Annotated in this window: 28 protein-coding genes and 1 other RNA gene; 18 read left to right on the plus strand and 11 right to left on the minus strand. The window is 69.0% G+C overall.

The window, feature by feature from the left end; all coding sequences use genetic code 11:
* Positions 1-798: 798 nt before the first annotated feature.
* From CLV67_RS09015 to CLV67_RS09025, 4 genes are all read right to left on the minus strand, one after another.
* Positions 799-1107 (minus strand): hypothetical protein, encoded by a 309-nt coding sequence (locus tag CLV67_RS09015; RefSeq protein WP_106316717.1) that lies wholly within the window; start codon positions 1105-1107, stop codon positions 799-801.
* Positions 1104-1559 (minus strand): AbrB/MazE/SpoVT family DNA-binding domain-containing protein, encoded by a 456-nt coding sequence (locus tag CLV67_RS52620; RefSeq protein ID WP_203737047.1) that lies wholly within the window; start codon positions 1557-1559, stop codon positions 1104-1106. Before CLV67_RS52620 ends, CLV67_RS09015 begins: the two co-directional genes overlap by 4 nt.
* A gap of 328 nt (positions 1560-1887) precedes the next feature.
* A complete protein-coding gene (locus tag CLV67_RS50980; protein ID WP_146169025.1) occupies positions 1888-2274 on the minus strand; it encodes a hypothetical protein in 387 nt (128 codons plus the stop codon).
* 329 nt (positions 2275-2603) lie between these two features.
* Positions 2604-3140 (minus strand): ribonuclease FAU-1 family protein, encoded by a 537-nt coding sequence (locus CLV67_RS09025; RefSeq protein ID WP_106316718.1) that lies wholly within the window; start codon positions 3138-3140, stop codon positions 2604-2606.
* 367 nt (positions 3141-3507) lie between these two features.
* Between CLV67_RS09025 and CLV67_RS09030 the strand changes: the two genes are divergently transcribed.
* A complete protein-coding gene (locus CLV67_RS09030; protein ID WP_239166263.1) occupies positions 3508-4344 on the plus strand; it encodes a hypothetical protein in 837 nt (278 codons plus the stop codon).
* A 150-nt stretch (positions 4345-4494) separates the two neighbouring features.
* On the opposite strand, the gene CLV67_RS09035 is transcribed toward CLV67_RS09030, so the two are convergent.
* A complete protein-coding gene (locus CLV67_RS09035) occupies positions 4495-5130 on the minus strand; it encodes a bifunctional DNA primase/polymerase (protein WP_106316720.1) in 636 nt (211 codons plus the stop codon).
* 224 nt (positions 5131-5354) lie between these two features.
* Here CLV67_RS09035 and CLV67_RS09040 point away from each other — a divergent pair, with 224 nt between their 5' ends.
* The 8 genes from CLV67_RS09040 (at position 5355) to mctP (ending at position 13227) form a co-directional block, all read left to right on the plus strand.
* On the plus strand, positions 5355-6581 hold the full coding sequence (locus CLV67_RS09040) for a helix-turn-helix domain-containing protein (protein WP_106316721.1): 1227 nt from the start codon (positions 5355-5357) through the stop codon (positions 6579-6581).
* A gap of 16 nt (positions 6582-6597) precedes the next feature.
* The gene (locus tag CLV67_RS09045; protein ID WP_106316722.1) at positions 6598-7182 is read left to right on the plus strand and encodes a flavoprotein; all 585 of its coding nucleotides are present in this window, start codon (positions 6598-6600) and stop codon (positions 7180-7182) included.
* 19 nt (positions 7183-7201) lie between these two features.
* On the plus strand, positions 7202-8041 hold the full coding sequence (locus CLV67_RS09050; RefSeq protein ID WP_373873148.1) for a Nif3-like dinuclear metal center hexameric protein: 840 nt from the start codon (positions 7202-7204) through the stop codon (positions 8039-8041).
* Positions 8038-8772, plus strand: coding sequence for a zinc ribbon domain-containing protein (locus CLV67_RS09055; RefSeq protein ID WP_106316723.1), 735 nt, complete (start codon positions 8038-8040; stop codon positions 8770-8772). Before CLV67_RS09050 ends, CLV67_RS09055 begins: the two co-directional genes overlap by 4 nt.
* The gene (locus CLV67_RS09060; protein WP_106316724.1) at positions 8769-9857 is read left to right on the plus strand and encodes a bifunctional RNase H/acid phosphatase; all 1089 of its coding nucleotides are present in this window, start codon (positions 8769-8771) and stop codon (positions 9855-9857) included. The genes CLV67_RS09055 and CLV67_RS09060 overlap by 4 nt, the downstream gene beginning before the upstream one ends.
* A 79-nt stretch (positions 9858-9936) precedes the next feature.
* Positions 9937-11226 (plus strand): glycoside hydrolase family 18 protein, encoded by a 1290-nt coding sequence (locus tag CLV67_RS09065; protein WP_106316725.1) that lies wholly within the window; start codon positions 9937-9939, stop codon positions 11224-11226.
* A gap of 136 nt (positions 11227-11362) precedes the next feature.
* Entirely contained in the window at positions 11363-11584 is a 222-nt protein-coding gene (locus CLV67_RS09070) for a DUF3311 domain-containing protein (RefSeq protein WP_106316726.1), read from the plus strand.
* On the plus strand, positions 11581-13227 hold the full coding sequence (gene mctP / locus CLV67_RS09075) for a monocarboxylate uptake permease MctP (RefSeq protein WP_106316727.1): 1647 nt from the start codon (positions 11581-11583) through the stop codon (positions 13225-13227). The genes CLV67_RS09070 and mctP overlap by 4 nt, the downstream gene beginning before the upstream one ends.
* A gap of 87 nt (positions 13228-13314) precedes the next feature.
* On the opposite strand, the gene CLV67_RS09080 is transcribed toward mctP, so the two are convergent.
* Positions 13315-13992, minus strand: a complete 678-nt coding sequence (locus CLV67_RS09080; protein WP_146169026.1) for a DUF6301 family protein — start codon at positions 13990-13992, stop codon at positions 13315-13317.
* A gap of 182 nt (positions 13993-14174) precedes the next feature.
* Between CLV67_RS09080 and CLV67_RS09085 the strand changes: the two genes are divergently transcribed.
* Entirely contained in the window at positions 14175-14903 is a 729-nt protein-coding gene (locus CLV67_RS09085) for a DUF2637 domain-containing protein (protein WP_239166255.1), read from the plus strand.
* Positions 14904-15006: 103 nt separating this feature from the next.
* On the opposite strand, the gene rnpB is transcribed toward CLV67_RS09085, so the two are convergent.
* Positions 15007-15409, minus strand: an RNA gene (gene rnpB, locus CLV67_RS09090) — RNase P RNA component class A.
* A 157-nt stretch (positions 15410-15566) separates the two neighbouring features.
* Here rnpB and CLV67_RS09095 point away from each other — a divergent pair.
* Entirely contained in the window at positions 15567-16334 is a 768-nt protein-coding gene (locus tag CLV67_RS09095; protein ID WP_106316729.1) for a sulfite exporter TauE/SafE family protein, read from the plus strand.
* Here the strand turns inward: CLV67_RS09095 and CLV67_RS09100 are convergent.
* Positions 16313-16768 carry a toll/interleukin-1 receptor domain-containing protein gene (locus CLV67_RS09100; RefSeq protein ID WP_170153793.1) on the minus strand — a complete coding sequence of 152 codons (456 nt, stop codon included), beginning with the start codon at positions 16766-16768 and terminating at the stop codon, positions 16313-16315. The genes CLV67_RS09095 and CLV67_RS09100 overlap by 22 nt on opposite strands.
* A 213-nt stretch (positions 16769-16981) precedes the next feature.
* On the opposite strand from CLV67_RS09100, the gene CLV67_RS09105 reads away from it, so the two are divergent.
* From CLV67_RS09105 to CLV67_RS09125, 5 genes are all read left to right on the plus strand, one after another.
* A complete protein-coding gene (locus CLV67_RS09105) occupies positions 16982-18040 on the plus strand; it encodes a type I glyceraldehyde-3-phosphate dehydrogenase (protein ID WP_106316731.1) in 1059 nt (352 codons plus the stop codon).
* Between the two features lie 24 nt (positions 18041-18064).
* Positions 18065-18970 (plus strand): serine/threonine dehydratase, encoded by a 906-nt coding sequence (locus CLV67_RS09110; protein WP_106316732.1) that lies wholly within the window; start codon positions 18065-18067, stop codon positions 18968-18970.
* Between the two features lie 27 nt (positions 18971-18997).
* Complete coding sequence (locus tag CLV67_RS09115; protein WP_239166257.1) at positions 18998-20146, plus strand: ABC transporter permease; 1149 nt, start codon at positions 18998-19000, stop codon at positions 20144-20146.
* Positions 20147-20235: 89 nt separating this feature from the next.
* On the plus strand, positions 20236-20844 hold the full coding sequence (locus CLV67_RS09120) for a GTP cyclohydrolase II (protein WP_106316733.1): 609 nt from the start codon (positions 20236-20238) through the stop codon (positions 20842-20844).
* Between the two features lie 68 nt (positions 20845-20912).
* Entirely contained in the window at positions 20913-21488 is a 576-nt protein-coding gene (locus tag CLV67_RS09125) for a M15 family metallopeptidase (RefSeq protein ID WP_239166258.1), read from the plus strand.
* On the opposite strand, the gene CLV67_RS09130 is transcribed toward CLV67_RS09125, so the two are convergent.
* Positions 21485-22282, minus strand: coding sequence for a class I SAM-dependent methyltransferase (locus CLV67_RS09130; protein ID WP_106316735.1), 798 nt, complete (start codon positions 22280-22282; stop codon positions 21485-21487). The genes CLV67_RS09125 and CLV67_RS09130 overlap by 4 nt on opposite strands.
* Positions 22283-22384: 102 nt before the next feature.
* On the opposite strand from CLV67_RS09130, the gene CLV67_RS09135 reads away from it, so the two are divergent.
* Together CLV67_RS09135 and CLV67_RS09140 are read left to right on the plus strand one after the other, a co-directional pair.
* Positions 22385-23410, plus strand: coding sequence for an aspartate-semialdehyde dehydrogenase (locus CLV67_RS09135; RefSeq protein ID WP_106316736.1), 1026 nt, complete (start codon positions 22385-22387; stop codon positions 23408-23410).
* A 185-nt stretch (positions 23411-23595) separates the two neighbouring features.
* Complete coding sequence (locus CLV67_RS09140; RefSeq protein ID WP_106316737.1) at positions 23596-23802, plus strand: hypothetical protein; 207 nt, start codon at positions 23596-23598, stop codon at positions 23800-23802.
* Between the two features lie 139 nt (positions 23803-23941).
* Here CLV67_RS09140 and CLV67_RS50985 read toward each other — a convergent pair whose 3' ends face one another.
* Both CLV67_RS50985 and CLV67_RS09145 read right to left on the minus strand, forming a co-directional pair.
* The gene (locus tag CLV67_RS50985) at positions 23942-24217 is read right to left on the minus strand and encodes a hypothetical protein (RefSeq protein WP_146169027.1); all 276 of its coding nucleotides are present in this window, start codon (positions 24215-24217) and stop codon (positions 23942-23944) included.
* A gap of 75 nt (positions 24218-24292) precedes the next feature.
* A complete protein-coding gene (locus tag CLV67_RS09145) occupies positions 24293-24739 on the minus strand; it encodes a hypothetical protein (protein WP_106316738.1) in 447 nt (148 codons plus the stop codon).
* Positions 24740-25022: the final 283 nt, after the last annotated feature.

Below are 25022 nucleotides of genomic sequence, written 5' to 3' on the forward strand. Positions count from 1 at the left end.
TAATCTGATCGAATCTGGCTATAGTGCTAATCTTTCTGATTGCATTACGCTGTTCCCGGGGCTGCCGCGGTTGAGCATAGAGGATCGACCCAAGTTTTGGGCTAGCCCGTTCGGGTTTGCGGGTGTCCTTTAACGAGTGTGTTCTAACCAGCGGTGTTGGGCGGTTGCACCTGGATAGGATCACGGCGGTCGTGAATAGCCTGTGATGGAACGTGCTGACAGCGGGCCGGGGCGGCTTCCTGTCGCTCTTGGGTGTGAATGTAGCTCAGTTGATGATGAACCATCGTGAAGGTCGAGGCGAGCAACAGCGCTACATGCGCGACGAGTAGGAGAAGCGTGCGAGCTTTCGTCGGCAGGTCCTCGTGGGCTCCGCTGCGTACGCTCATCACGCGATCGTTGAGCTTGCCTGTCTTGCTGACCCTATGCTGAGCGCCCCGTCAGAGGTACGTCCTGAGGCAGGTCCAAGCGGAAGGCGAGCCGTCTCAATTTTCGTCTCGTTCGCTCGTGTTCAGAGGTGTCCTGCTGCGATCGTTACCGGGCTTCGGTGCAGGTCATGGATGGTCACGGGTGTGGGCGGACGGTGAGGCGCAGACCTTACAAGCGGGGGGTCGTAGGTTCGAAACCTACCGCGCCCACCAGTTCAACCAGCGTGAACGTAAGCTGCGGGGCCCGGCGGCTCATGAGGCTGCGGTCAACGCTATCTGGCCCATGGGGGCGTGTTTCTGTTGCAGTTCTGAGAACGCGGGCGTCATCGCTGGATTGCTTAGTGTCCGAAGCTCTCGACGGAGTCCATCGTGTCTAGGGGTTCTGGTAGATCCCGTGACGTCCGATGCGTCGCCATCTGACCGCTGTTTCGCCGTCGATCTGAACGAACTCGAATGTGGCACGGCCGTCCGGCCCTGAGAACGACCAGGTCATCTCCCAGATGCCTTTAGTGTTGATCATCGGTTTGACTCGCAGGCCCGCGGGCCATTGCCGCCCGGGATCGCTGAGGTATGCCTCACCAGCCGCGTTGAACGCGGTCATGAGGGAGCGGAAGATACGCCGATGGTCGAGCGGCAAGGATTTCCAGTCGGCAGCGAACTCGTCGGTCTTGTCGAACTTCACTCGTCGATGTCCAGGCTGTCCATGAAGCCCTCGACGTTGTCGTAGGTGGTAGTCCGGCCGGCGGCGATGTCGGCGTCCGCGCGCCGCTCGCCTTCTTGCCAGCTCTCAGCCCAGAACCATGCCTGGCTTGCGGGAACGGCGATGGCAGGGCGAAGTTCCAGGACGCCGTCGCTGCGCTCGGTGATCTCGACCTGGGAGCCCGGTTTGTCAAGACCGTAGCGCTTGCGTAGCACCGGAGGCAGGGCGACGGTGCCACGTGACTGGACGGAGACGAAGCCGTGGAATGAAGACGTCGTGACGGGCTTGGGCGCGGACGAGGTGCTGACAACGTTCTTAACGGTCCGGCGAACAGCCCTGTTGCCGGTCTGGCCGCTGGTGAAGGACTTGGCCGACTTGGCCGATGCGGCTCGTGACGGTCGGCGGGCTCCGGAGCTGCTAGGTGTCTCCTCCATACGACGAGTATGCGGGCCTCGGACACGACCGCCAAGCTGCATTGCTGCAATGCGGCTCCGGGGATGTCGACTGCGCCGATTTAGATGTGGCGAACGTAATTCTCCAGAAGAATCCACCGATAACTTCCCGATAGCCATGAGCCGTGGCCCGTCGGGCTCTCACGGCGGATCGGGGGGCTGACGCCGTGAGATGTGCTCCGTAGGAGCCGCGAGGTTCGAGGAGCGGACTACTGAATCCAGCGGCAAGCGATGTCGGCCCACAGTGTTGAGCAGGCATGCAGCGGCGGCGCCATCCGTGAGGATGGCGCCGCCGTCTGGTGTTTTGGGCCTAGTGGTAGATGTACTTGCGCTCGCAGCCGCTTGCGCAGGAGGTGTGGGCGCTGCCGGTGATGGTCTTGCCGGCGGGGACGATCGCGCGGGCCGTCGTCGCGGAGCTGAACCAGGCGCTCCAGCTCGAGCTTCCGGAAAGCCGGTAGGAGAGCCACGCGTGTCCGGCGCAGTCGTCCGCGGTGCTGGCCTGGGTGTATGCCGCCGAGTGGGAGCTGTAGACCTTCCAGTTACAGCCGGAACGGCTCAGCCACGTCTCGACGGTGTGTGCCTGTGCCGCTGACGGTGCGAAGAGGGCACCTCCGGCGACCGCGAGAGCCCCAGCGCTGAGGGTTGCCGCGATGGAACGGACACTGCGCCGTCCCTGCGTTGTTTCCTTGGAAAACATTTTACTCACTCCTCCCCGTGTTCGCCTTATTGGGCGTCCGTTCGACGCTAAAAGGGTTTGAACAATTCGTCAACGTCGCTGGATTGATCCTCCAGTGAGATGCGATTGTGAGGGCGACTTGAAGTGGTATGCCTTCTGAACTGGTGTTATCTGGAGCTTTCGTTTCTCGTGCTTGGCTGCGGGCTGCCTGGGAGCGGTTCCGGAATGTAGCTCAACGGGTCCTGTTCCGGGCTCCATCCATACTTCGGGATTCGGGTTGCGGTAAAAGTCTGGTGCGCATTTTCAGGTGACGGCGTGGCGGGGCCGGCGCCAGTCGTTTCCTTTTGTTTTCAAGTTCTTCGGTCTCTTCGGCCCGTGGCCGCCGACAGCCGGGCCATCCAGACGCCATGGTGGGCGCCGAACGGCTCGCCGGCCGTGGTCAGTGCCTCGTGCAGGACGTCGGTGGCGGCCCTTGCGCCGGCAACCACCTCGTCGGGGTATCCGAAGCGGCGGCGGTGCTCCTCGAACTCGTCCTCGTCGTCGATCACCACGCGGTGGCCGGCCCGGTAGCGGATCAGATCGATGTCCAGGTCCACGACCGTTATCCGGGACGCGGTGTGCTCGGCTGGCGCGGTGATGTCGCAGTAGACGTCCTTGCGGCTCGGTTCGGCCAGGAACATCGCCATCCACCAGCCGTCGTGGGGGATCAGCCGGACCGAGTCCTCGCGGGTCCACTCGAACCGCCGCCAGCCGTAGCTGTAGCGGACCAGCGTCCGGCGGGGCGTGCCTATCCAGGTGCCGAACTCGTCGGTGCCCAGCTTCAGGCCGGTCACCCGGCGGTGCGGCCTTCCGTCGTATTTGCGCAGTACCAGTTCGACCCGCTCCACCGCGCGAGGCTAACCGCCCACCCGCCTTCCTGCCTCGCCCGGGCGCGTGGGCTCGGGCCGGCAGGGAGAGGGAGAAGGAGGTGGCCGAGAGCCTCGCGCCGGCGGGCAAGACGGGTGAGGCGTGCAATGCGGGGTGGGGCGAGATGGCCGGGCGAGGCGGGCGGTGGGTGGGGCGATGGGGAAGAGGCAACCAGGGTGCAACGGGGACTGGGCTCAAGACGGGGGTGTGGGGGCCGATTCGTACTGGCGTCCGCGGGGAGATCCGCGGTGGGCGGGTCCCGGCCGGTTTCCCCTCGGCGGTCTGGGCCCGCCCGGAGATACGGGACTGGGTGGTGTCGACATTCGAGCACGGAGGCCGGACGTGGGTATGGAACTGCACGCCGGGGTCGACGCTGAAAAGGTGGTCGTCTCTCCGTACCCGATCAAGGTTCGTAGTGGGGTTGTCCGCCGTGAGCGGACCGGGACTCTGGTCGAGACCGTTCCCCGGATGCCCAGCGGGCGTAGCCGGGAGGATCGCGTGACCTTCGCGGCCCGGCTTGCGTTGCCGCTTCTGTTCGTCTCCGCTGTGCTGGCCGCGTCGGGGTTCAGCTGGTGGCTGGCCGCCGGTGGTAGTGCTGTGCTCGTCGCGGCGATGTGGCGCCGGCAGGCTCGGGCGGCTCAGGAGGCGGCGTTCGCGGTGCCTCGGGATGGTGAGTCGCGGGTTCTGTGGTCGGTGCCGGAGCGGGCCGCGTTCGCGGGGGCTCTGGACGCCTCGCGGCGGGTGCGGCGGACCTGGCCGGCGCTGGACGGGATGATCGATCCTGTGCTGGCGGACCGTTCGCTGACGCGGGCGCTCGGTGAGCTGGCGGATGTGCTGGCCCGCCGGCAGGAACTGCGGCGGCTTCGTGGCGATCTCGCGGGTGTGCGGGACGCGGACATTCCGATGGACAGTCCGGCGAAGCTCGCCGCCGATGCGGCCCGGGAGCGGGCCGATGTCGCCTGGCGGGAGGCGGGTGACGCCGCCAACCGGATTCTGGGCAGCATCGACGCGGCGGCCCGGGCCGGGGAGGGTTTCATCCGCGAGCGGCAGGTGGCCGCCACCGCCCGGCATGCGGAGCGGACGCTGGCACGGGTCGCGGGGGTGCCGGCGACCGCCGACAGTGGGCCCGACCTTGCCGGCCGGACCGAGGCCGTGATCGCCGCCTACCGGGACCTGGCCGCCTGAGAAAGAGGCCGGCGAAAGCCGGGCAGCGCCACCCGGGGAAGGCCACGGAGATTCACTCACCCATTTCCCCCGCAGGGGTGATGTGATCGAGGGCGCCGATCAGGCAACCTAGTCCTGTGACACGTTTTCAAGGGCCTAGTCGGGGTGAGTTCAGGCCGCCCTGCGGAACGTGGACAGTTGCCGCGGCACCGGGAACGCGCCCGCCGGGCGGGCCGGTCCGAGCGCGGCGACCAGCTTCTCCTGCACTTCTTCCGAGCTCGGCAACCGCCATTGTGCGCGGCCCGGCGACACCTCCCAGCGGACCGGGCCCTCGGGCATCCGGCTCGGTGGCGCCGGGATCCACGATCCCGTGCCGTGGCGGATCACGTCGAGGCGCTGTTCCAGCTCGGGCCGTAGCGGGTCTCCGGTGCGGACCAGGAACATCCAACGGCCGGCGGCGGTCACCGCGACCGGTCCGGTGTCCGGTCCCTGCCGGCCCAGGTTCGCGGGCACCTCCAGTACGTCGAAGGCGCCACCCGTGGTGAGCAGGACGGTGTAGGGGTGCCGCCGCCACCACGCAGCGATACGGGCCGGATCGTCACCGGCCGCCGCGGCCCAGGAATCAAGGGCCGGGTGGCAGCCGGTGATGGTGCAGCCGGATCGGCCACAGTCGAAACGGTGGCCGGTCAGATATGCGCCGGGCGTCACGGCCCATCCGTGCGCCGCATACCGCAGCGCGGCCCGGCGTAGGAGGGCTCTGTCGAGGATTGACGGTGGGACGAACGGCTGACGGCTGGTCCACTGCATAGCTCGATACCCCCGGAGTCGGGTGCGAAGGCCGTATCCCGCGGCGACGGACGTCGTTGGGCCCGGCAGATCCACCCTTTGCAACTTGCAGGAAAACTACGAGCATCGGTGAGCAGGCGATCACACACGCTGTGCGATCTGCGCGCACGTGAGAGGTCCACACTGCGGATCAACACCGGATGGCTCACCGGCGGAGAGACCGCTGGTTGAGTGGGGGAGGCACCGTGGACGAGCTGCCGATCGGCCGCCGCGTCGCCTATTGGCGGGGCCGACGCAAGATGTCCCAGCAGGTGTTCGCGGACCGGCTGGGCAAATCGAAGAGCTGGGTCGACAAGGTGGAGCGCGGGGTTCGCCGACTCGACAAATTCTCTGTTGTCTATGACATCGCCGACGTGCTCCAGGTGGACGTCCAGCTGCTGCTGGGCAAAGAGGTGGAGCGTAAGCCGGAGACGCAGAACTGCATCGACCAGGTGGAGGTCGAGGAGATTCGGGCGGCTCTGGAGCGTTATGACCAGATGAGCGCTTTCTTCCAGGCTGTGCCACATTCCCCACCGCTGACGGAGATGCGCAAAGCGGTCAGCCACGCATGGCTGACCTATCAGCACGCCAAGTACGGGGCTCTGGCGCGCGCACTGCCCAAGCTGCTCCGCGACGCCCAGGCGGCGGACAGCGCCCACGCCGACAGCGACGAGGCGCCACACGCGGCGCATCTGCTCGGCCAGGTCTACCAGATCGCCTCGTCGGCGCTGCGCAAGGTCGGCGAGCACGAGCTGTCCTGGCTGGCCGCGGACCGTTCGATCGCCGTCTCGCAGCGGGCCGGCGACCAGTTGCTGGCCGGGCTGGCCAGTTACCGGGTGGGCAGCGCGCTGCTCGCGCTCGGCAGGGTCCGGCCGTCGCTCGAGGTCAACGTCAACATAGCCAACCGCCTCGCGCCCGGGCTGGACCGGCCGCGCCCGGAGCAGCTCTCGGTGTACGGGATGCTGCTGCTCAACGGGGCCATGTCGGCCGCGCGGATCGGCGACAGCGCGACCGTCCGGGACCTGCTCTGCGGCGCCGACCAGGCGTCGCTGGAGCTGGGCGGCGACTTCAACCACTACTGGACGAGCTTCGGGCCGACCAACGTGCAGCTGCACCGCTGCGCGACCGCGGTCGAGCTCGGTGACGGGCGCCTCGCCGTCGAGACGCACCTGGGCATGGACCAGAACGGGTTCCACGCCATGCTCCCGGAGCGGCGGGCGCACCACTACCTCGACATCGCGCGTGGCTACACGCAGATCGGCGACGTCGAGAAGGCGGGCGAGATGCTGCTGGAGGGCGACCGCCTCGCCCCCTCCGAGATCCGGTGCCGGCCGCTCGCCCATGAGGTCCTTTCCGACGTGCTCCGGCGTACCCGGGGCACGCCGCCCGCTCCGATCGCGGAGCTGGCCGAACAGATGGGAGTCGGTGTATGAGGTGGGTTAGCGCGTGATGACGGGCAACCCCTCACCCGGTGTGCTGTACGTGCTGGTGTGCGGCTCACCGATGGCCCGGGACGTCGGGATCCTCGTCAGTCTCGCCCAGAGTGACGGCTGGGACGTCTGCGTGGTGACCACCCCGGACGGCCGCAAGTTCGTCGACGTGGCGGCCCTGCAGGCTCAGACCGGTCATCCGGTCCGTTCCGATTACAAGAGTCCCGGCGATCCCGACGTGCTGCCGGCGGCCGATGCGATGATCGTCGCGCCGGCCACCGTCAACACGGTCAACAAGTGGGCCGCCGGGATCACCGACACGCTGGTGCTCGGGCTCCTCGTCGAGGGGTACGGCTACGGCGTCCCCACCGCGGTGGTGCCGTACACCAACAAGGTGATGGCTCTGCACCCGGCGCTGCACGAGAGTCTCGCGAAGCTGCGGGACTGGGGTGTGCACGTGCTCTACGGCGAGGACGTGTGCCGTCTCGGCGGCCCGGGACAGACCGATCGTTTCCGTGGCCAGTTCCCCTGGCGGCGGGCCCTGCAGGCGGTCAGCAACCCGATCGCGGCGGGCAGCCGAGTCGAGCCGGGGGCGCTTTCCTAGCGGTATAGGGTTGGCCCTCGTGACCGACTTGACCGTCCGCTCCGTGGTGGATGCCCTCGACGCGCGTTACCCACGGAACTGGGCGGAGTCGTGGGACCGGGTGGGACTGGTGCTCGGCGAGTTCGAGCACCCGGTCAACCGTGTCCTCTGCGTCGTCGACTGCGTGCCGGAGACCGTCGACCAGGCCCTCGACCTGGGCGCCGACCTGATCGTCGCGCATCACCCGCTGTTCCTGAAACCGGTGTCGTCGATCGCGCCGGACACCTTCAAGGGCGCCCTCGTGCACCGGCTGATCCGGGCCGGGGTGGCGCTCTACACCGCGCACACGAACGCCGACGTGGCGAACCCGGGTGTCTCCGACGCGCTGGCCGCCCGGCTGGGCCTGACCGGCCTGCGACCGCTGGCGCCCGCCGAGGGCGCGGCCGCGGGGGAGGGGCGTGGCCTGGGCCGCATCGGGGAGCTGCCCGAGCCGCTGAGCCTGGCGGCGCTGACCCGTCTTGCGGCGCAGCGCCTGCCGGTGACCGCGGCCGGGGTCCGTGCCGCCGGTGACCCGGAGCGGCTGATCCGCACGGTCGCCGTCTGCGGCGGCGCGGGCGACTCGTTCCTGGCCGTCGCCGCGCGGTCGGGCGCCGACGCGTACCTCTGCGCCGATCTGCGGCATCACCCGGTGAGCGAGCATCTCGCCGCCGGTGGCCCGGCGCTGCTCGACGTCGCGCACTGGGCGAGCGAGCGTCCCTGGCTCGACGACGTGGCGGCCTGGCTGCGCGAGGTGTTCCCCGTCGAGGTCGTGGTGTCCGATCTGGACACCGACCCCTGGACCGTCCATGCGATTCGCGATGATTTGGAGATCCGCCCGTGAAGGCCGCCCCGGAAGCCCAGCGCCGTCTGCTCGACCTGCAGGCCGTCGACACCACCCTGGCGCAGCTCGCGCACCGGCGTAAGTCGTTGCCCGAGCTGGCCGAGATCGACGCGGTCGCGCGGGAGATCTCCGCGCTCGAGGACGAGCGGGTCCGTGCCCAGGTCGTGGTCGACGATCTGGAACGCGACATCGCCCGCCTGGAGAAGGACATCGATCAGGTACGTCAGCGCAAGGACAAGGACCAGAAGCGCCTGGAGGCAGGCGGCTCGCTGCGCGAGGTCGAGGGCCTGCAGCACGAGATGGCCACGCTGAAGCGGCGGCAGTCCGAGCTGGAGGACGCCGAGCTCGAGCTGATGGAGCAGACCGAGACGGCGTCGGCGACGCTGGCCGAGGTGCAAGGCCGGATCGCGGCCGCGGTCGAGCGCCGTTCGGACGCCGAGCGCCGCCGCGACGATGCTCTCGGTGAGATCGCCAAGGAGCTGGAGTTCAAGACCCAGGCCCGGGTCCCGCTCGCCGCCGATCTGCCGGACGACCTGGTCACGCTCTACGAGAAGATCCGCTCGGAGACGGGCATGGGTGCGGCGCTGTTCTACGCGGGCCGCTGCGGCGCCTGCCGGATCGAGCTGTACGGCGCCGACCTGAACCGGGTGAAGTCGGCCCCGAAGGACGACGTGGTCCGCTGCGAGGAGTGCCGCCGGATCATGGTCCGCACCGCGGAGTCGGGGCTGTGACGCTCCGCGTCGTCGTCGAGGCGGACGGCGGGTCGAGGGGCAATCCGGGTCCGGCCGGTTTCGGCGCCGTCGTCCGGGACGCCGAGTCCGGTGAGGTCCTGGCCGAGCGGTTCGCCTCGCTCGGGGTCGCCACCAACAACGTGGCGGAGTATTCGGGCCTGATCGCGGGTCTGCAGGCGGCGGCGGAACTGAACGCCGACCGGGTCGTCGTGAAGATGGACTCGAAGCTGGTCGTCGAGCAGATGTCCGGCCGCTGGCAGATCAAGAACGCGGGACTGCGGCCGCTCGCCGCGGAGGCGGCAGCCCTGGTCGGCAAGTTCGCCGGTGTGACGTTCGAGTGGATCCCGCGGGAGCGCAACAAGGCCGCCGACGCGCTGGCGAACCGGGCGATGGACCAGGAGGCCGGCGTCACCGAGGCGCCCGCCGCCGAGAAGCCCAGGTCGTGGGCGCCGCCCGCGTCGCTGGCCGAGGCCACCCGGATCATCCTGGTCCGGCACGGTGAGACGCCGATGACCCAGCAGGGCCGCTACTCGGGCCGCGGCGACGTGCCGCTCACCGACGAGGGCGAGGCGCAGGCGATGGCCGCCGCGGGACGGGTGGCCGGCATCTCGCGCGAGGTAGCGGCGGTCCTCAGCTCGCCGCTGACCCGCTGTGTCCGGACCGCGCAGCTGATCGCCGACGAGGCGGGCGGGCTGCCGGTGACCGTCATGGACGACCTGATCGAGTGCGACTTCGGGGCCTGGGAGGGCCGTACGTTCGCCGAGGTGCAGGAGCGGTGGCCGGCCGAGATGGACGCGTGGCTGGGTTCGACGAGTGTCGCCCCGCCGGGTGGGGAGTCGTTCCAGGCGGTGGCGAAACGGGTGCGCGGCGCTCTGCAGACGGTGCTCAGCGCGTACCCCGGAAAGGTCGTCGTTCTCGTCTCTCATGTGTCGCCGATCAAGCTGATCCTCCGGGATGCGCTGGCGGCCGGGGATGCCTTCCTGCATCGGCTGTTCCTCGACGCCGCGGGTGTGTCGACGATGGACGTGTGGCCGGATGGGAACATCGCGGTCAGATCGGTCAACGAAACCGCGCACTTGAGATAAGGATATTGACCCCTCGCAGGGCGGACGTTTAGCTTCCTCAATTAGGAAACTTTCTTCAACGTTTCGCCCTGGAGGGCTCATGCGCGGTTTCACCCGCCGCCTCGTCGCTGTGGCGGCGGCCGCCTCGTGCGCCACGGTGGTCGTATCCGCTCCCGCACAGGCACACGGGAACGACAAATACGCCAAGGTCGCCTATTTCACTCAGTGGGGTATCTACGGCCGCGACTTCCAGCTCGCTGACGTGCAGAACTCCGGTGGAGCGGCCAAGCTGACCCACCTGAACTACGCGTTCGGCCCGGTCACCGCGGACGGCGTCTGTGCCTCCGCCGACCCGTGGGCCGACTGGCAGACGCCGTTCTCCGCGGAGAACAGTGTGGACGGTGTCGCCGACGTCGCCGGGCAGCCGATCTCCGGCAACCTGAACCAGATCGCCGAGCTCAAGAAGAAGAACCCCAAGCTCAAGGCGCTGATCTCGCTCGGCGGCTGGAGCGGTTCGGCGTACTTCTCGGACGCCGTCCTCACCGACGCGTCGCGCAAGAAGCTCGTCTCGTCCTGCATCGATCTGTGGATCAAGGGCAACCTGACGGGCCTGCCCGAGGGCGTCGCCGCCGGCATCCTCGACGGCATCGACCTCGACTGGGAGTGGCCCGCGTCGTCCGGCAACGACGGCAACATCATCCGGCCCGAGGACAAGCAGAACTTCACCCTGCTGTGCGCCGAGTTCCGCACCCAGCTCGACAAGCTGAGCCGGAAGACCAAGAAGAAGTACCTGCTCACGGCGTTCGTTCCGGCCGCCCCCGCGAAGATCGACGTCGGCTTCGAGGTCAAGAAGATCTTCAAGTACCTCGACTTCGCCACCGTGCAGGGCTACGACTTCCACGGCACCTGGGAGCCGAAGGCCAACCAGCAGTCGGCGCTGCGCGTGCCGGCCGGGGCGCCCGACAACCCTGACTTCTCGGTGGAGAACACGATCAACCACTGGATCAAGGGTGGCGCTCCGAAGAAGAAGCTGATCCTCGGCGTGCCGTACTACGGCCAGGGCTGGACCGGCATCACCAGCAGCGTGAACAACGGCCTGTTCCAGACCGCCACCGGCCCGGCGCCGGGTGTCTTCGCGAACGGCACCGAGGACTACAAGACCCTCAAGAAACTGACGACGCAGGGCTTCAGCGTGCACCGCGACATCCGCAACGGTCACGCCTGGCTCTTCGACGGCAAGACCTTCTGGACGTACGACGATCCGGCTGTCGTCTTCCAGAAGGCGCTCTACATCCGGGCCAAGGGTCTCGGCGGCGCCATGATGTGGTCGCTCGACGGCGACGACGAGAGGGCGTCGCTCACCAAGTCCATCTCGGCCGGACTGAGCTGACACCGCGTCGAAACAGCGGGCGGGGCGGAGCGTTTCGGCGCACCGTCCCGCCCGTTCGGCGCATAGGGGATCGCCTGAACGGCCGAAGTCTCGTTAGCGTGACGTGGACCACACGCAACGTCGACTGAGGAGACTCATGGCTGAGCCGGAAACTCCCCGTACCGATAGAAGTCCCTGGAACTGGTTGCTGGTGGTGCCGATCGTGGTGCCGCTGCTGACCTTTCTGTACAACCACGACGAGCCGCGGATCGCCGGCTTCCCGCTCTTCTACTGGCTGCAGTTCGCGTTCATCCTGCTCGGCGTCACCACCACGACGATCGTCTACCAGATGACCAAGCGGAAGCGGAGCAAGCCGTGAGCGATCACATCACTGAGATCGTCATCTTCACGCTGCTGTTCCTGCTGGTCAGTGGCATGGGCTTCGTCGCCTCGCGGTGGCGGGCGCCGAAGGACATGGCCCACCTCGACGAGTGGGGGCTGGGCGGCCGCAGCTTCGGCGGCTGGATCACCTGGTTCCTCGTGGGTGGTGACCTGTACACGGCTTACACCTTCGTGGCCGTGCCCGCCCTGATCTTCGGCGCCGGGGCCGCGGGGTTCTTCGCGGTGCCCTACACCGTGATCATCTACCCGCTGTTCTTCCTCATCCTGATCCGGCTCTGGTCGGTGTCACACCGGCACGGCTTCGTCACGCCGGCCGACTTCGTCCGCACCCGGTTCGACTCGCCGACCCTCGCGCTCGTCGTCGCCATCACCGGAATCGTGGCGACCATGCCGTACATCGCCCTGCAGTTGATCGGTATCGAAGCCGTTCTCAAGACGATGGGCGTCACCGGTGACAGTGTCCTGGCCCGGCATCTGCCGATCATCATCGCGTTCGCGATCCTGGCCGCCTACACCTACCAGTCGGGGCTGCGCGCGCCGGCGCTGATCGCGTTCGTCAAAGACACCCTGATCTACATCGTGATCATCGTGGCCGTCATCTGGTTGCCCTACAAGCTGGGCGGCTGGAACGCGATTTTCGACGCCGCCGACGCGAAGTTCCAGGCGTCACCGTCACCCAATGACGGCATCATCCTCAACGCCAACAACCAGGTCCAATACTTCACCCTGGCGCTCGGCTCGGCGCTCGCGCTCTTCCTCTACCCGCACAGCATCACCGGTGTGCTGGCCAGTAAGAACCGGGACGTCATCAAGCGCAACATGAGCGCGCTCCCCGCGTACAGCCTTCTCCTTGGTCTGATCGCGCTTCTCGGGTACATGGCCATCGCCGCCGGCGTGAAGCCGCTGCCCGGGACCAATCCCGGCACCGTCGACAGCAACACGGTCGTGCCGGTCCTCTTCGACCAGCAGTTCCCGGCCTGGTTCACCGGCGTCGCCTTCGCGGCCATCGGCATCGGCGCGCTGGTCCCGGCCGCGATCATGTCGATCGCCGCGGCGAACCTGTTCACCCGCAACATCTACAAGGAGTACCTGCGCAAGGACGCCACCCACGCGCAGGAGGCGAACGTCGCCAAGATCACCTCGCTGGTGGTGAAGATCGGCGCGGTCGCCTGCATCGTCTTCCTCGACCCGCAGTTCTCCATCGACCTGCAGCTGATCGGCGGCGTGATCATCCTGCAGACGGCGCCCGCCGTGGTGATCGGCCTCTACACCCGCTGGCTGCACCGGGGCGCGCTCATCGCCGGCTGGGCGGCCGGCATGGGGATCGGCTTCTGGATGCTCTGGCAGATCCCGAACGCCGCCACCGGCCGCAAGCACTTCGGCGGTTCGGCGTTCCCGCTGTCCGAGTTCGGCTTCGACACCACCCGCACGATCTATGTGGGCTTCGTGGCCGTGCTGGTCAACGCCCTTGTCGCGGCCATCGTGACGCTCGCTCTGCGGGCCGCGAAGACGCCCGAGGGCGTGGACGGCACCGAGCCGTCCGACTACCTCGCCGACGAGGGCGACCCTCGCATCGAGCGGCAGCGCACCACCCCGGTCGACAACGTCTCCTCGACCTGATCATTTTCGGTTTGCGGCGGGCTGCTCATCGCCAGCCCGTCGCTCCGGCCCGCCGCGATCCGGTGTCTCCGGTCCGCCGCGTTCCCGTCATCTCCCGGATCCAAGATCAACAATCATCCTCCGGTACGCCCCACCTGCGGCCGGCCATTGCAGAATCTCCGTCCGGCCGCCACCGGTGTGCACGGTCAGGTGGTCTTCGGCCTGTCGCAGTTCGGCGACCGGTTCCGTGCCGTCGAGCAGTCGCAGGACTCCGCCGAGCGGCAGGATCGCCGCGGCGGCCGCCAGGTCTTCAGTGCTTCCGTGCACGTCGGCGCTTCCGTGTGCTCCGGTCCTCTCCGGTGACCCGATCGTCCGGGGCGCCGGCTTCGGGGCCGGGCGCAGCCACAGATCGAGCGCACCCGGCCGGTCGACGATCTCCAGCGCTCCGGCGGCCACGCGCCAGCCCACGCTCGGATCCGGACCCGGGCACCGGCTCGCGGGCGGGCCCAGCAGCTCGGCTACCTGATCTATAGCGGCCACGAACTCGTCGCGCCGGGCCAGCACAGCCGTACCCGCCCGCTGCTTGATGATCAGGTAGACGGCAGTCACCTCGTCCCGGAACAGGAACGCCCCCGCCCGGCCCGGCACCGCGTCGAACTCGCAGCTCACGGTGCCCTCCAGCGGTGCCCGGTAGACCCAGCCCGCAGCCGTGACCAGCCCTTCCAGCTCGCCCACGGTCCAGCCCCAGCCGCCACCGGCGAACGCGGCCACGGCTCGATCCAGCACCCCCACGCCACCCCCGTTCGCCGTGTCCGGCGGCCATTCTCGCTGACGAAAGTCACATCGCCGGGGCACGTGACGGTTAGGGCGTACGCGAGACGAATTTCAGTATTCGTCCGAGTCGGGCCTTTAGTTCGGTAGCGTCGGGTTCTGCACCGCCCGACCGCCTTCCCGCCAGGAGCTCAGCGTTGCCCACCCAGACGACTCTGACGCAGCAGTTCGCGACCGAATATGCCAAGGACGCGGTGCCCGGCATGCTCAGGGCCATCCGGACCATCAAACGTGCCAACAACCTGATCCTCGTCGGCGCGCTGGCCGCCAGTTACCTGCACCAGGCCCACTACCTGGCGACACTCGGCGCCGGAATGTTCGCCTGGATCGTGCCGGCCGTCTTCGACCTGGCCATGCTCTCCATGCTGACCATCGCCCACACCGCCGGCATGGCCGCCGACGCCAAACGGGCAGCCATGAAGATCCTCGCCATCGTCGTGATCATCTCGGCCGCCGTGAACTTCGCCGCCCCCGGCCCACTCGGCCTCCGCATCATCTTCGCCCTGGTCGTAGGCCTGGTAGCCGGAGTCGAATGGGTCGCCGCCAAGATCCGTCCCGACTTCGCCGCCATCGAGGCCCGCGAGGTCGCCGTGATCACCGAGGTCCGCCCGAACCGCAAACTCGACCCCGACGTGGCCAAGGCCCGCGCCGCGAAGGCCGCCGCCACCCGCCGGGCCAAACAGGAGGCCGCCGAGGCCTCGGCGCGCGCGGCCGAGGAGGCGGCCCGGGCCCGCGCCGCCCGAGCCGCCGAAAAGGCCAAGGCCCGCGCCGACAAGGAGGCCCTGCAGCAGTCCGAGCTGGACCGCTTCCTACGGGAGGGCCGAGCCGAATACGACGAGATCGTCGGAGCCCACCGCGCCACCTGACGCGCCCTGCGATGCGCCACCGCCCTGCTCGCCCTGCCGAGTGCCGGCAGGGCGCGCCGCGGTGAGGCCGCCGCGCATGGCCGGCGGTGCGATGAAAGGGCGGCGGACGAGCCGGCGTGTACGCCGGATTCTGTACCGGCGACCGGGGTCGCCGGTGGCGGCCATCCATCTAGGCCTGCCGTTGCCGGCAGGCTCGAGCAGCCTACCCGCAGGCTCGGGCGAGCAGCCCTCAAACGCCTGCGCCGGCCCTCGCCATGCGGCTCGGGCCTTGCTTGGCCTTGCTCCGGGTGGGGTTTACCGAGCCACCCCGGTCACCCGGGGTGCTGGTGAGCTCTTACCTCACCGTTTCACCCTTACCGATGGCGTACGCCCTCGGCGGTCTGTTTTCTGTGGCACTTTCCCGCGGGTCGCCCCGGGTTGCCGTTAACAACCACCCTGCTCTGCGGAGTCCGGACGTTCCTCGGCGGCACTTTTGCGGGTGCCGACGCGACCGCCCAACCGACTCGTCCGTCGCGCCGCAATCTTACGTGCCCGCCTGTCACGCCCTCGGCCCGGCCGGTCGGGCGTGCCGGTGTCCACGTTCTGAGGCGGTGACACCGCGGGTCGGGCGTAGCGGAGATCAGTGGGCCCGGGCGGGCGGAAAGCCGTAGATTCACCGGCACCATGGATCTCACGCACATCCTGCTGCTGGTCGCGGCCGGGTTCGCGGCCGGGGCGGTCAACGCCATCGCCGGGGGCGGGTCGCTCATCACCTTTCCGACGCTGATCGCTACCGGACTTCCGACGGTCGAGGCGAACGTGACCAACTCGGTTTCGGTGTTCCCGGGGTACCTGTCGAGCGTCTTCGGCAGCCGGGCCGATCTCGCCGGGCAGGGCAGGCGGGCCCGGGTCACGATTCCGGCGGCGGCGCTGGGTACGGCGGCGGGGTGCGCGCTGCTCCTGCTCACTCCGGCGCGGGCGTTCGAGGTGGTCGTGCCGTTCCTGGTGCTGGGGGCGGCGGCGACGCTGGCGTTTCAGGAGCGGCTGCGTGGCCTGGTCGGACACCCGCGCGGGATGTCGCCGCGGCGGGCCGGGGTGGTGTTGCAGGCGACGGTTTTCGTGGGCGCGATCTACGGTGGTTACTTCGGGGCGGCGCTCGGTGTGATGTATGTGGCGGCGCTGGCCCTGATCATCGACGAGGACCTGAAGCGGATCAACGCGCTGAAGAACGTGCTGTCGGCCACGGTGGGCCTGGTGACGCTGGTGGTCTTCGCGACGTTCGCGACGGTCGACTGGGCTGCGGCGGTCACGCTCGCCCCTGCCACGATCATCGGTGGGTACGTCGGCGCGCGTCTCGCCCGGCGGCTGCCGCAGCGGGTCCTGCAAATTCTGATCGTCTCTTTCGGGACGGCCATCGGACTGGTCCTCTTCTACCGGGCATTTCTGGCCTGACCGGAATCCGCGAATGACCCATCGCGCGAAAACGGGACGGCGGGCAGGCCGTGGGTCCGGACCTTCTCGCGGCGGACACCACCGGCGAGATTGAGCAGAACCTCCAGGGCCTCCTCCTCGTCGAGACCGTGCAGGTTGCGGCAGGGCAGGGCGCGCAACGCGCGGGGTGCCTCGCACGCGTCGAGACGCAGGGTGATCAGACGGCCGACGAGAGCGGGGGAGCGGACCAGCAGCTCCCAGTCGGTGGCGACGGCCCGGTGCTCGGCGGAGAGCAGCAGCAGGATGGGTCCGGTGCCGCTGTGCCGGGCCTCGGTGAGGCGCTGCGCGAAGGTCGCGTCGGCCGGGTCGAGGACCACCTCGTGGCCCGCGGCACGCAGCGAATTGGCGATCCACTCTGCCCACGGCTCATCGGCGAGCGGGTGGGAGATGAGCACGGGCACACCTCCAGCATGCCGGACGGTAGTCCATAGTGCTCGATGGGGTTTGCGTCGCCACTCGACCGCATGGTGTGAGAATGTCGTCCGTTGACGTGCAACTTGCACAACTCATAGTGTCGGGGTCGTGACGGCGGGTGCATCCTTGAGCGAACAGGGACCGCGGAGTCACGGGGGAAATGCTGACAAAGCATCACAATCGAGGAGCGCTCGATGACTGTCGCGATCGGGATCAATGGACTCGGGCGGATCGGCCGAAGTTTGACCCGGATCGTGGCTTCCATGCCAAACCCGGGTGTGGAGATCGCCGCGGTGAACGACATCGCCACGACCGACAAGCTGGCGTACGGCCTGCGCCGCGACAGCATCCGCGGTGCGTTCCCCGGCACGGTGACCGCCCGCGGTGACTACCTCGTGGTGAACGACCACGCCATCCGGGCTTTCCACCACGAGCGCCCGGAGCGGATCCCGTGGGCCGAACACGGTGTCGACGTGGTGATCGAGGCGACCGGCCGGTTCCGGGCCGGCACCACGGCCCGCAAGCACATCACGCACGGCGGCGCCCGCAAGGTGGTGATCAGCGCCTCCGCCGACGACCCGGACGCGTTCCTGGTGTTCGGGGCCAACCATCAGAGCTACGACCCGGAGGCGCACGACGTCGTCTCTCCTGCCTCGTGCGGGGTCAACGCGCTCACCGTGATGGCGAAGGTGCTGCTCGACCGGTTCGGGCTGCGGTCGGTGAACACCTCGGTGATCCTGGCCAGTCAGGGCTGGCAGCGGGTGCAGGACTCGATGGTCGGCACCTCGCGGGACGACCCACGGCTGGGCCGGGCCGCCGGGGAGAGCATCATCCCGCACAACTACGTGGTCGGTGACCTGGTCCGTGTCGCGCTGCCGGAGATCGGCGAGATGCGTTACAGCTACTACTGCGTGCCCACCCCGATCGGCTCGCTGGCCGAGCTCTCCGGCCAGACCGACCGCCCGGTCACGGCCGAGGAGGTCAACCGGGCGATGGCCGAGGCGGCGGCCGGGCCGCTGCGCGGAGTGCTCGCCTACGACCCCGACCCGACGGTTTCCATCGACGTGAAGAACTGCTCGGCGTCCTGCCTGTTCGACCCGTCCGGCACGCAGACCACGGCCGACGGCGGGGTGAAGGTGCGCGGCTGGTTCGACAACGAGTGGGGCTTCTCCAACCGTTTGCTGGACCTGGCCAAGCTCGTGGGCGAACGTTCACCGGTCGGGTCGAGCCGGGTCTCCTGGAGCGTGGCCTAGCCCGGCATCGCCTAGGCTTGCGCTGTGGTCGACTTGGCGGACGTGCGTGCCGCGGCGAAGCGCATCGACGGGCGGGTCCGGCGGACCCCGGTGCTCGCCGCCGGCCCGGACCGGTGGTTCAAGCTCGAGTTCACGCAGCACGCGGGGTCTTTCAAGACCCGCGGCATGATGAACCAGATCCTCGCGGGCGAGGTGTCCGCGGCCGGGCTGATCGCCGCGTCCGGTGGCAACGCCGGGCTGGCCGCCGCCTACGCGGCTCGCGAGCTGGGTCATCAGGTCGAGGTGTTCGTGCCGGTCACGGCCCCCGCGGTCAAGGTGGCGAAACTCGGCAAGCTCGGTGCCCGGGTGGTTCAGGAGGGCGGGGAGTACGCGGAGGCGTACGCGGCCGCAGTCGTGCGGGCCGCTGAGACCGGCGCCCGGTTCTGCCACGCCTACGACGACCCGGCGATGGTCGCGGGGAACGGAACGATCGGTCTCGAGCTGCAGGAACAGGTCGACTTCGACACGGTGCTGGTGGCGGTCGGCGGTGGCGGTCTCGTCGCCGGCCTGATCGCGGCCGTCTCGCGGAACGCCCGCATCGTGGCGGTCGAGCCGGTGGGCGCACGGGCCCTGTACGCCGCACTCGAAGCCGGCGAACCGGTCGACGTCGGAGTCGGCGGTGTCGCTGCCGATTCGCTCGGCGCCCGCCGGATCGGGGACATCGCCTTCGGGCTGGCCCGAACCGCGAAGATCGACTCGGTGCTCGTGGACGACGCGGCGATCGTGGAGGCCCGTCGCAGGCTGTGGGACGAGCACCGGCTCGTCGTCGAGCACGGCACCGCAGCCGCCCAGGCCGCTCTGATCTCCGGCGCCTACCGCCCCGAACCGGGCGAACGGGTCGTCGTGCTGCTCTGCGGCGCCAACACCGATCCCGCTGATCTGGCCACGTAGGCGGGCTGATTCGGCGAGGCTCTGCTGGTGACGGACGAAAAGCCCGAACCGGACGAGCGGCCTGAAGAGGCCGAGCAGCCCGAAAAGACCGGGAAGCCTTCGGCAGCGGAGACCTCGGTCAAACAATTCCGGCGGTTCGCGACAGCCGTCTGCGCGGTCGGCGTTCTGGTGCAGCTGCTGCTCACCGCGTACTACCTGGGCATGGGCCACCGGGCCGCGCCGCACGACCTGCCGGTCGGGCTGATCGCCGGCGCCGGCCAGCGCGGGTCGATCACCGCCACGCTGGAGGAGAACGGCGCGTTCGCGGTCGCCGACTACGACTCGGCCGAGGCGCTGGTCACGGCGATCAAGCGGCGCGACGTGTACGGCGGAGTGGACGTCACCGGTGACGAGCCGATGCTCTACGTGGCCGGCGCGGCCGGTGCCTCGGCCTCGTCGCTGCTGCGGTCCACCTACAACAACGTCATGCAGCAGCAGAAGGCGCAGCAGCTCACGGCGACGGCGCGGGGCGGCGACACGGTCGGCGTCACCGTGGCCGAGTCGCTGATCGCGGCGCCGAAGGTGACCGACGTCGTGCCCCTGCCCGCGGACGACGTCAACGGGGTGTCGCTGGGCTTTCTGACTCAGGCGTTGTCACTGGGCGGCACGATCGCCTCCATGGGACTCGGGCGCCTCATTCCCCGTACCAGAAGATCATGGCGCCGTGGAGTCGCACATCTGGCCACACTGATCCTCTATGCGGTGGGGTCGGCCGCCGCGGTCCTGTGGTCGATGAGCTGGTTCGGAGTGGGCGAGGGCGCCGACCAGGTCGAGATGCTCCTGATCTTCTCGCTGATCTCGCTGGCCGTGACGGGGTCGACCGCCGGTGCGGTGGCTCTGGTGGGCCCGGCCGGTGCGCTGGTCGGCGCCTTCTACTTCACGATCGGGACGGTGATCTCGGGCGCCAGCATCCTGCCGGAGTTCCTGCCGGCATTCGGGCGGGAGCTGGGGGAGCACCTGCCGACCGGTGCGGGGGTCGAGGCGGTTCGTGACAATCTCTACTTTCCGGATGCGCACATCGGTGGTCATCTGACCGTGCTGGTGCTCTACGCGGCGATCGGCTGCCTGATCGTGCTCATCACCAACATTCTTCCGAACCGGACAGACCGTACATCCGAGGTTGATCTGGGCCTGTGATCGGCGACCCACCCGCAACCGTGGCCACCTCATGAACCGGCGCGTACGGTCGATCCGTACTTGAAGTGTCAAGTGCACAGGGAGAGGGCATGCCGGTTCGTACGCGCGTCACCGTTCCGCTGGAGTTCCCCGACGGGTATCGCACCACCGCCGAGGTCGTCACCTTCACCGGTCTGTCCGACGGTAAGGAACACCTCGCACTCGCCCTCGGGGACGTCGCGAAGTCCGAGGTGCCGCTCGTGCGGCTGCACTCCGAGTGCATGACCGGCGATGTCTTCGGCTCGCAGCGCTGCGACTGCGGCCCACAGCTGCGCGAGGCCGTGGAGCGCATCACCGAGGCCGGCGGCTACCTGCTCTACCTGCGCCAGGAGGGCCGTGGCATCGGGCTGTACGCGAAACTCGACGCCTACGCCCTGCAGGACACCGGGATGGACACCTACGAGGCGAACCGGGCTCTCGGGCACGCCGACGACGAGCGCGAATACACCGCCGCCGCGCAGATGCTCACCGCCCTCGGCGCCGAGGCGGTCGACCTGCTCACCAACAACCCGGACAAGTCCCGGCAGTTGCGTGAGCTCGGTGTCGACGTGCGGGCGGTCCGGCCGACCGGGGTGCACGCCTCCCCGGCGAACGTCCGCTACCTGCAGGCCAAGGTGGCCCACACCCAGCACACGATCGATCTGGCCCCCGCGTCCTGAGTTTCTCGGCGGTTGCGCCTCAGATTCCCTGGGGCGCGCCGAACGGGTAAGGCGTGGGAATCGAGGGAGTGAATTCGCGCATCGCGGACATTCAGAGCCGGATCCTCGCACTGCAGGGTCAGCAGGCCGCGACCACGACGGCGCGTGCCCGGACACAGACGCCCGGGCAGGCGACCTTCGCCAGCCATCTTCAGAGCGCGGTGGCCTCCACCGGCGCGTCGGACAAGGCCTACAAGCTCAACAGCAAGGGCGTGCCGGAGGATCTCGTCGCGTACGGCAACGGCAAGATCCCGCCCGACGCGCTCGGCCAGGTCGGCAGCACCAGGCACAAACTCTGGGCGCCGGCCGCCGAGAAGCTGAACCAGATGATCGAGGACGCCAAACGGGACGGCGTCAAGATCGGCATCACCGACTCCTACCGGCCGTACGCCGAGCAGGTCGACCTGGCCCGCCGCAAGGGTCTGTACTCGCAGGGTGGTCTGGCGGCCAAGCCCGGCACCAGCGAGCACGGCTGGGGCATGGCCACCGACCTGGACCTCAACTCCGAGGCGCTCTCCTGGATGCGGAAGAACGCCAAGAATTACGGGTTCGTGGAGAACGTGCCGCGGGAGTCGTGGCACTGGGCGTTCCGCCCGCCGTCCTAGACCCGGCAGATGATTTCGCCGTGCGGGATGATCAGCCAGCCGTCGGGGTCGTCGGCCCACCGGCGCCAGCCGGCCGAGATCTTTTCCAGGTCTTCCCGGCGGGCGGCGCCGCTGCTCAGTGATTTTTCATAGAAGTCCGATTTGAGCACCCGCTCCTCCCACATGCCGCCCCACCACTCACGATCCTGCGGGTTGGCGAAGCACCACACGCTCGCCGTCGCGGTGACGTCGGTGAACCCCGCCTGGCGAGCCCACGCCAGCAGCCGTCGCCCCGCGTCCGGCTCGCCGCCGTTGCCCCGCGCCACCCGCTGGTACAGATCCAGCCAATCGTCGAGCTCGGGCAGCAGCGGGAACCAGGTGAACGCCGCGTAGTCGCTGTCCCGGGCCGCGACCACGCCGCCCGGCTTCGTGACCCGGCGCATCTCGCGCAGCGCCGCCACCGGGTCGGCGACGTGCTGCAGCACCTGGTGGGCGTGCACCACGTCGAAGGTGCCTTCGGCGAAGTCCAGCGCGTGCACATCGCCGACCGCGAAGTCGACGCCGGTCAGACCGCGGCGCGCGATCTCGGCGCGGGCCAGGTCGAGGGCCGTCTCGGTCTGTTCCAGGGCCGTCACCCGGCCGGGTGCGACCAGCTCCGCCAGCTCGGCCGTGATCGTGCCGGGGCCGCATCCGACGTCCAGCAGGGAAATTCCGGAGGAAAGCTGCGGCAGCAGGTACGCCGCCGAATTCTCTGCGGTGCGCCAGCGGTGTGAGCGCAAGACCGACTCGTGGTGTCCGTGGGTGTAGGTCGCCATGGCCCTCACGCTAGGCCCTGCATCTTCGAATGTGGGACAGCTGTCTCACCATGTGGTTAAGGCGATTTCTTCCCTCGCAGTTCAGGACGTACTTTGGTGTCCATGAGGATCGGTATCGTCGGTGCGACGGGACAGGTGGGCGGCGTCATGCGCCGCATCCTGGCCGAGCGCCAGTTCCCTGTGACCCAGCTCCGGCTCTTCGCTTCCGCGCGCAGCGCGGGCCGCACCATCTCGTGGGGCGACAGCGAGGTGACCGTCGAGGACACCGCCACGGCCGATTACTCCGGCCTCGACATCGTGCTCTTCTCGGCAGGCAAGGGCGGCTCGAAGGAGTTCGCCCCGCGCTTCGCCGAGGCCGGCGCGGTCATCGTCGACAACTCGTCGGCGTACCGGATGGACCCCGACGTCCCGCTCGTCGTCGCCGAGGTCAACCCTGACGCCGCTCGCGTACGCCCCAAGGGCATCATCGCCAACCCGAACTGCACCACCATGGCCGCCATGCCGGTGCTGCGCCCGCTGCACGACGAGGCCGGGCTGGTCTCCTTCATCGCCACCACCTACCAGGCGGTCGGCGGCGCCGGGCTCGCCGGGGTGGCCGAGCTGGACGAGCAGGTCAAGAAGGTCGCCGACCGGGCCACCGAGCTCACCCACGACGGCTCCGCGGTCGAGTTCCCCGAGTCCAAGGTGTTCCCGCAGCCGATCGCGTTCAACGTGATCCCGCAGGCGGGCTCCTTCGTCGACGACGGCAGCTTCGAGACCGACGAGGAGCAGAAGCTCCGCAACGAGAGCCGCAAGATCCTCGACCTGCCGGGCCTGCAGGTCTCCGGCACCTGCGTCCGGGTGCCCGTCTTCACCGGCCACTCGCTGCAGGTCAACGCCCGCTTCGCCAACCCGCTGAGCGTGGAGCGGGCCCGCGAGATCCTCGCCACCGCGCCCGGTGTCGAGCTCTCCGACGTGCCGACCCCGCTGCAGGCCGCCGGCCGTGACCCGTCCTACGTGGGTCGCCTCCGCGTCGACCCCACCGCCGAGAACGGTCTGTCGTTCTTCATCTCCAACGACAACCTCCGCAAGGGCGCGGCCCTCAACGCGGTCCAGATCGCCGAGCTGGTCGCCGCCGAACTACGCTGATCAGCATCGCTTTCTCCAGCAACGCCGCCCCGGTCACCGTCCGACCGGGGCGGCGTTGTCTTTTCCGGTACGGCGAGCACGTTCCGTGTGGGCCGGTGTCTGCGTGGTTACGCTTTACAATGGGAATTTGGGACTTTTTGCCCGAATCGGTAGCGCTTGGCCGGTTTTAGCGGCACAGTGATGGAATGAACGACAGTGGGCTGGGCGGAGCGGGCTATTTCTGGTGCCTTCGCGACCACCGGGTGGAGAGCGGCGACGACGTGTGCCCCGCTCAATACCGGCTCGGTCCCTACGCCACGGCTGACGAAGCGACGCGGGCACTCGAGACCGTCGAGAAGCGCAATGCCGAGTGGGATGCCGAGGACGCCCGCTGGACAGGGGAAGCCAGCTGACGTAATCCCGCCCTCCGGCCGACCGAGCCGGAGCCGTGAGTCTCCCGGCGCGGACGTGCCCGCAGTGAACCTCTCTCAACCTGGCATCGGGCCGAGCCCTGCGGGTCTGTGGACCGGCGCCTCGCCACGTTGAAAAAGTTCAGTCATTCGCAAGGAGGAACACCTCGATGCCCGCTGCCAAAAAGGCTTCGACAGGGCCCGCTGCCGAAGGCAGAGGATCGGAACGCAGAACCACCCCATCCGGTACGGGCAGCCGCGCGACCGCCACCGCCGCCAAAGCCTCCACGGGTTCGACCCCTCGGAAGGCTACCCGTTCCACGGCCGCACCGGTCGTTTCCGCGAAAAGCCCGGCGCCCAAGACCGCCGCCAAGGCCGGGCGAGGCGCCGTCGGCGGCACTTCCAGCAGGTCCGGCACTGTTCGCTCCTCGGCCAAGCCGAAGCCCGACGCGTCGGCCGTCCGGGCGGCGTCGTCCCGTACGACCGGGAAGTCTCAGCCAGCCGCAGTGAAGGCCGCCGTGGTGAAGGCCGCCGCGAAGAAGAGTGCGGCGGAGCCGGTCGCCGTGCGGCAACCGGCCAGGAAAGCAAGCGCGGTCAGCGGAAAGAACTCGGCCACGGGCCGTTCGGCATCGTCTTCGGAAACCGGGATCGTGAAGCCACGGACCCCGGCCACGACCCGGAGCGCCACGGGCGCGAGCCGCACCAGGCAGACCACCGTGGCACCGGCCACCCCCGCCGCCAAGCGGTCGCCCGCGAAAGCCGCGGCGGCAGGCGCCGGCAAGACCACGGCTGCCGTTCGCCGGCCGGTGGCGCAGCGCTCCGCGTCCGAGCCGAGCACCGCCAGGCCGGCAGCGGCGGGGAAGCGCGCAACGGTTCCGGGCACCCGCGCTGTGGCGTCGAAGACCAGCGCGAGCCGGACCGCTACGGGCGCGACGACCAAGGCCGCCGGCGCCCGGGTGCCCGCGGGTCGCGCGGCCGGCTCGGCCGCCGCGCCGGCTCGTGGGACTGCTGCGTCTGCTCGCGCGGCCGGTTCGGGTGCTGCGTCTGCTCGCGCGGCCGGTTCGGGCGCCGTGTCGGCTCGTGGGACTGCTGCGTCTGCTCGCGCGGCCGGTTCGGGTCCCGTCTCTGGTCGCGCGGGTAAGGCGACCGGTGCTGCCGGTGGCCGGACCGCTGCGGGGAAGACCGCGGTCGCTGGTAGCAAGCGGATGACCGCGACCGGTTCC

Origin of the sequence: Actinoplanes italicus (assembly GCF_003001815.1) — a bacterium.
Lineage (GTDB): Bacteria > Actinomycetota > Actinomycetes > Mycobacteriales > Micromonosporaceae > Actinoplanes > Actinoplanes italicus.

What these genes read in the sequence shown, in the direction of transcription:
- CLV67_RS52620 (WP_203737047.1), bottom strand. Translation starts at nt 1,559, where the DNA reads ATGGAGGAGACACCTAGCAGCTCCGGAGCCCGCCGACCGTCACGAGCC.
- CLV67_RS50980 (WP_146169025.1), bottom strand. Translation starts at nt 2,274, where the DNA reads ATGTTTTCCAAGGAAACAACGCAGGGACGGCGCAGTGTCCGTTCCATC.
- CLV67_RS09030 (WP_239166263.1), top strand. Translation starts at nt 3,508, where the DNA reads ATGGAACTGCACGCCGGGGTCGACGCTGAAAAGGTGGTCGTCTCTCCG.
- CLV67_RS09035 (WP_106316720.1), bottom strand. Translation starts at nt 5,130, where the DNA reads ATGCAGTGGACCAGCCGTCAGCCGTTCGTCCCACCGTCAATCCTCGAC.
- CLV67_RS09045 (WP_106316722.1), top strand. Translation starts at nt 6,598, where the DNA reads ATGACGGGCAACCCCTCACCCGGTGTGCTGTACGTGCTGGTGTGCGGC.
- CLV67_RS09065 (WP_106316725.1), top strand. Translation starts at nt 9,937, where the DNA reads ATGCGCGGTTTCACCCGCCGCCTCGTCGCTGTGGCGGCGGCCGCCTCG.
- CLV67_RS09070 (WP_106316726.1), top strand. Translation starts at nt 11,363, where the DNA reads ATGGCTGAGCCGGAAACTCCCCGTACCGATAGAAGTCCCTGGAACTGG.
- CLV67_RS09095 (WP_106316729.1), top strand. Translation starts at nt 15,567, where the DNA reads ATGGATCTCACGCACATCCTGCTGCTGGTCGCGGCCGGGTTCGCGGCC.
- CLV67_RS09105 (WP_106316731.1), top strand. Translation starts at nt 16,982, where the DNA reads ATGACTGTCGCGATCGGGATCAATGGACTCGGGCGGATCGGCCGAAGT.
- CLV67_RS09120 (WP_106316733.1), top strand. Translation starts at nt 20,236, where the DNA reads ATGCCGGTTCGTACGCGCGTCACCGTTCCGCTGGAGTTCCCCGACGGG.
- CLV67_RS09130 (WP_106316735.1), bottom strand. Translation starts at nt 22,282, where the DNA reads ATGGCGACCTACACCCACGGACACCACGAGTCGGTCTTGCGCTCACAC.
- CLV67_RS09135 (WP_106316736.1), top strand. Translation starts at nt 22,385, where the DNA reads ATGAGGATCGGTATCGTCGGTGCGACGGGACAGGTGGGCGGCGTCATG.
- CLV67_RS09140 (WP_106316737.1), top strand. Translation starts at nt 23,596, where the DNA reads ATGAACGACAGTGGGCTGGGCGGAGCGGGCTATTTCTGGTGCCTTCGC.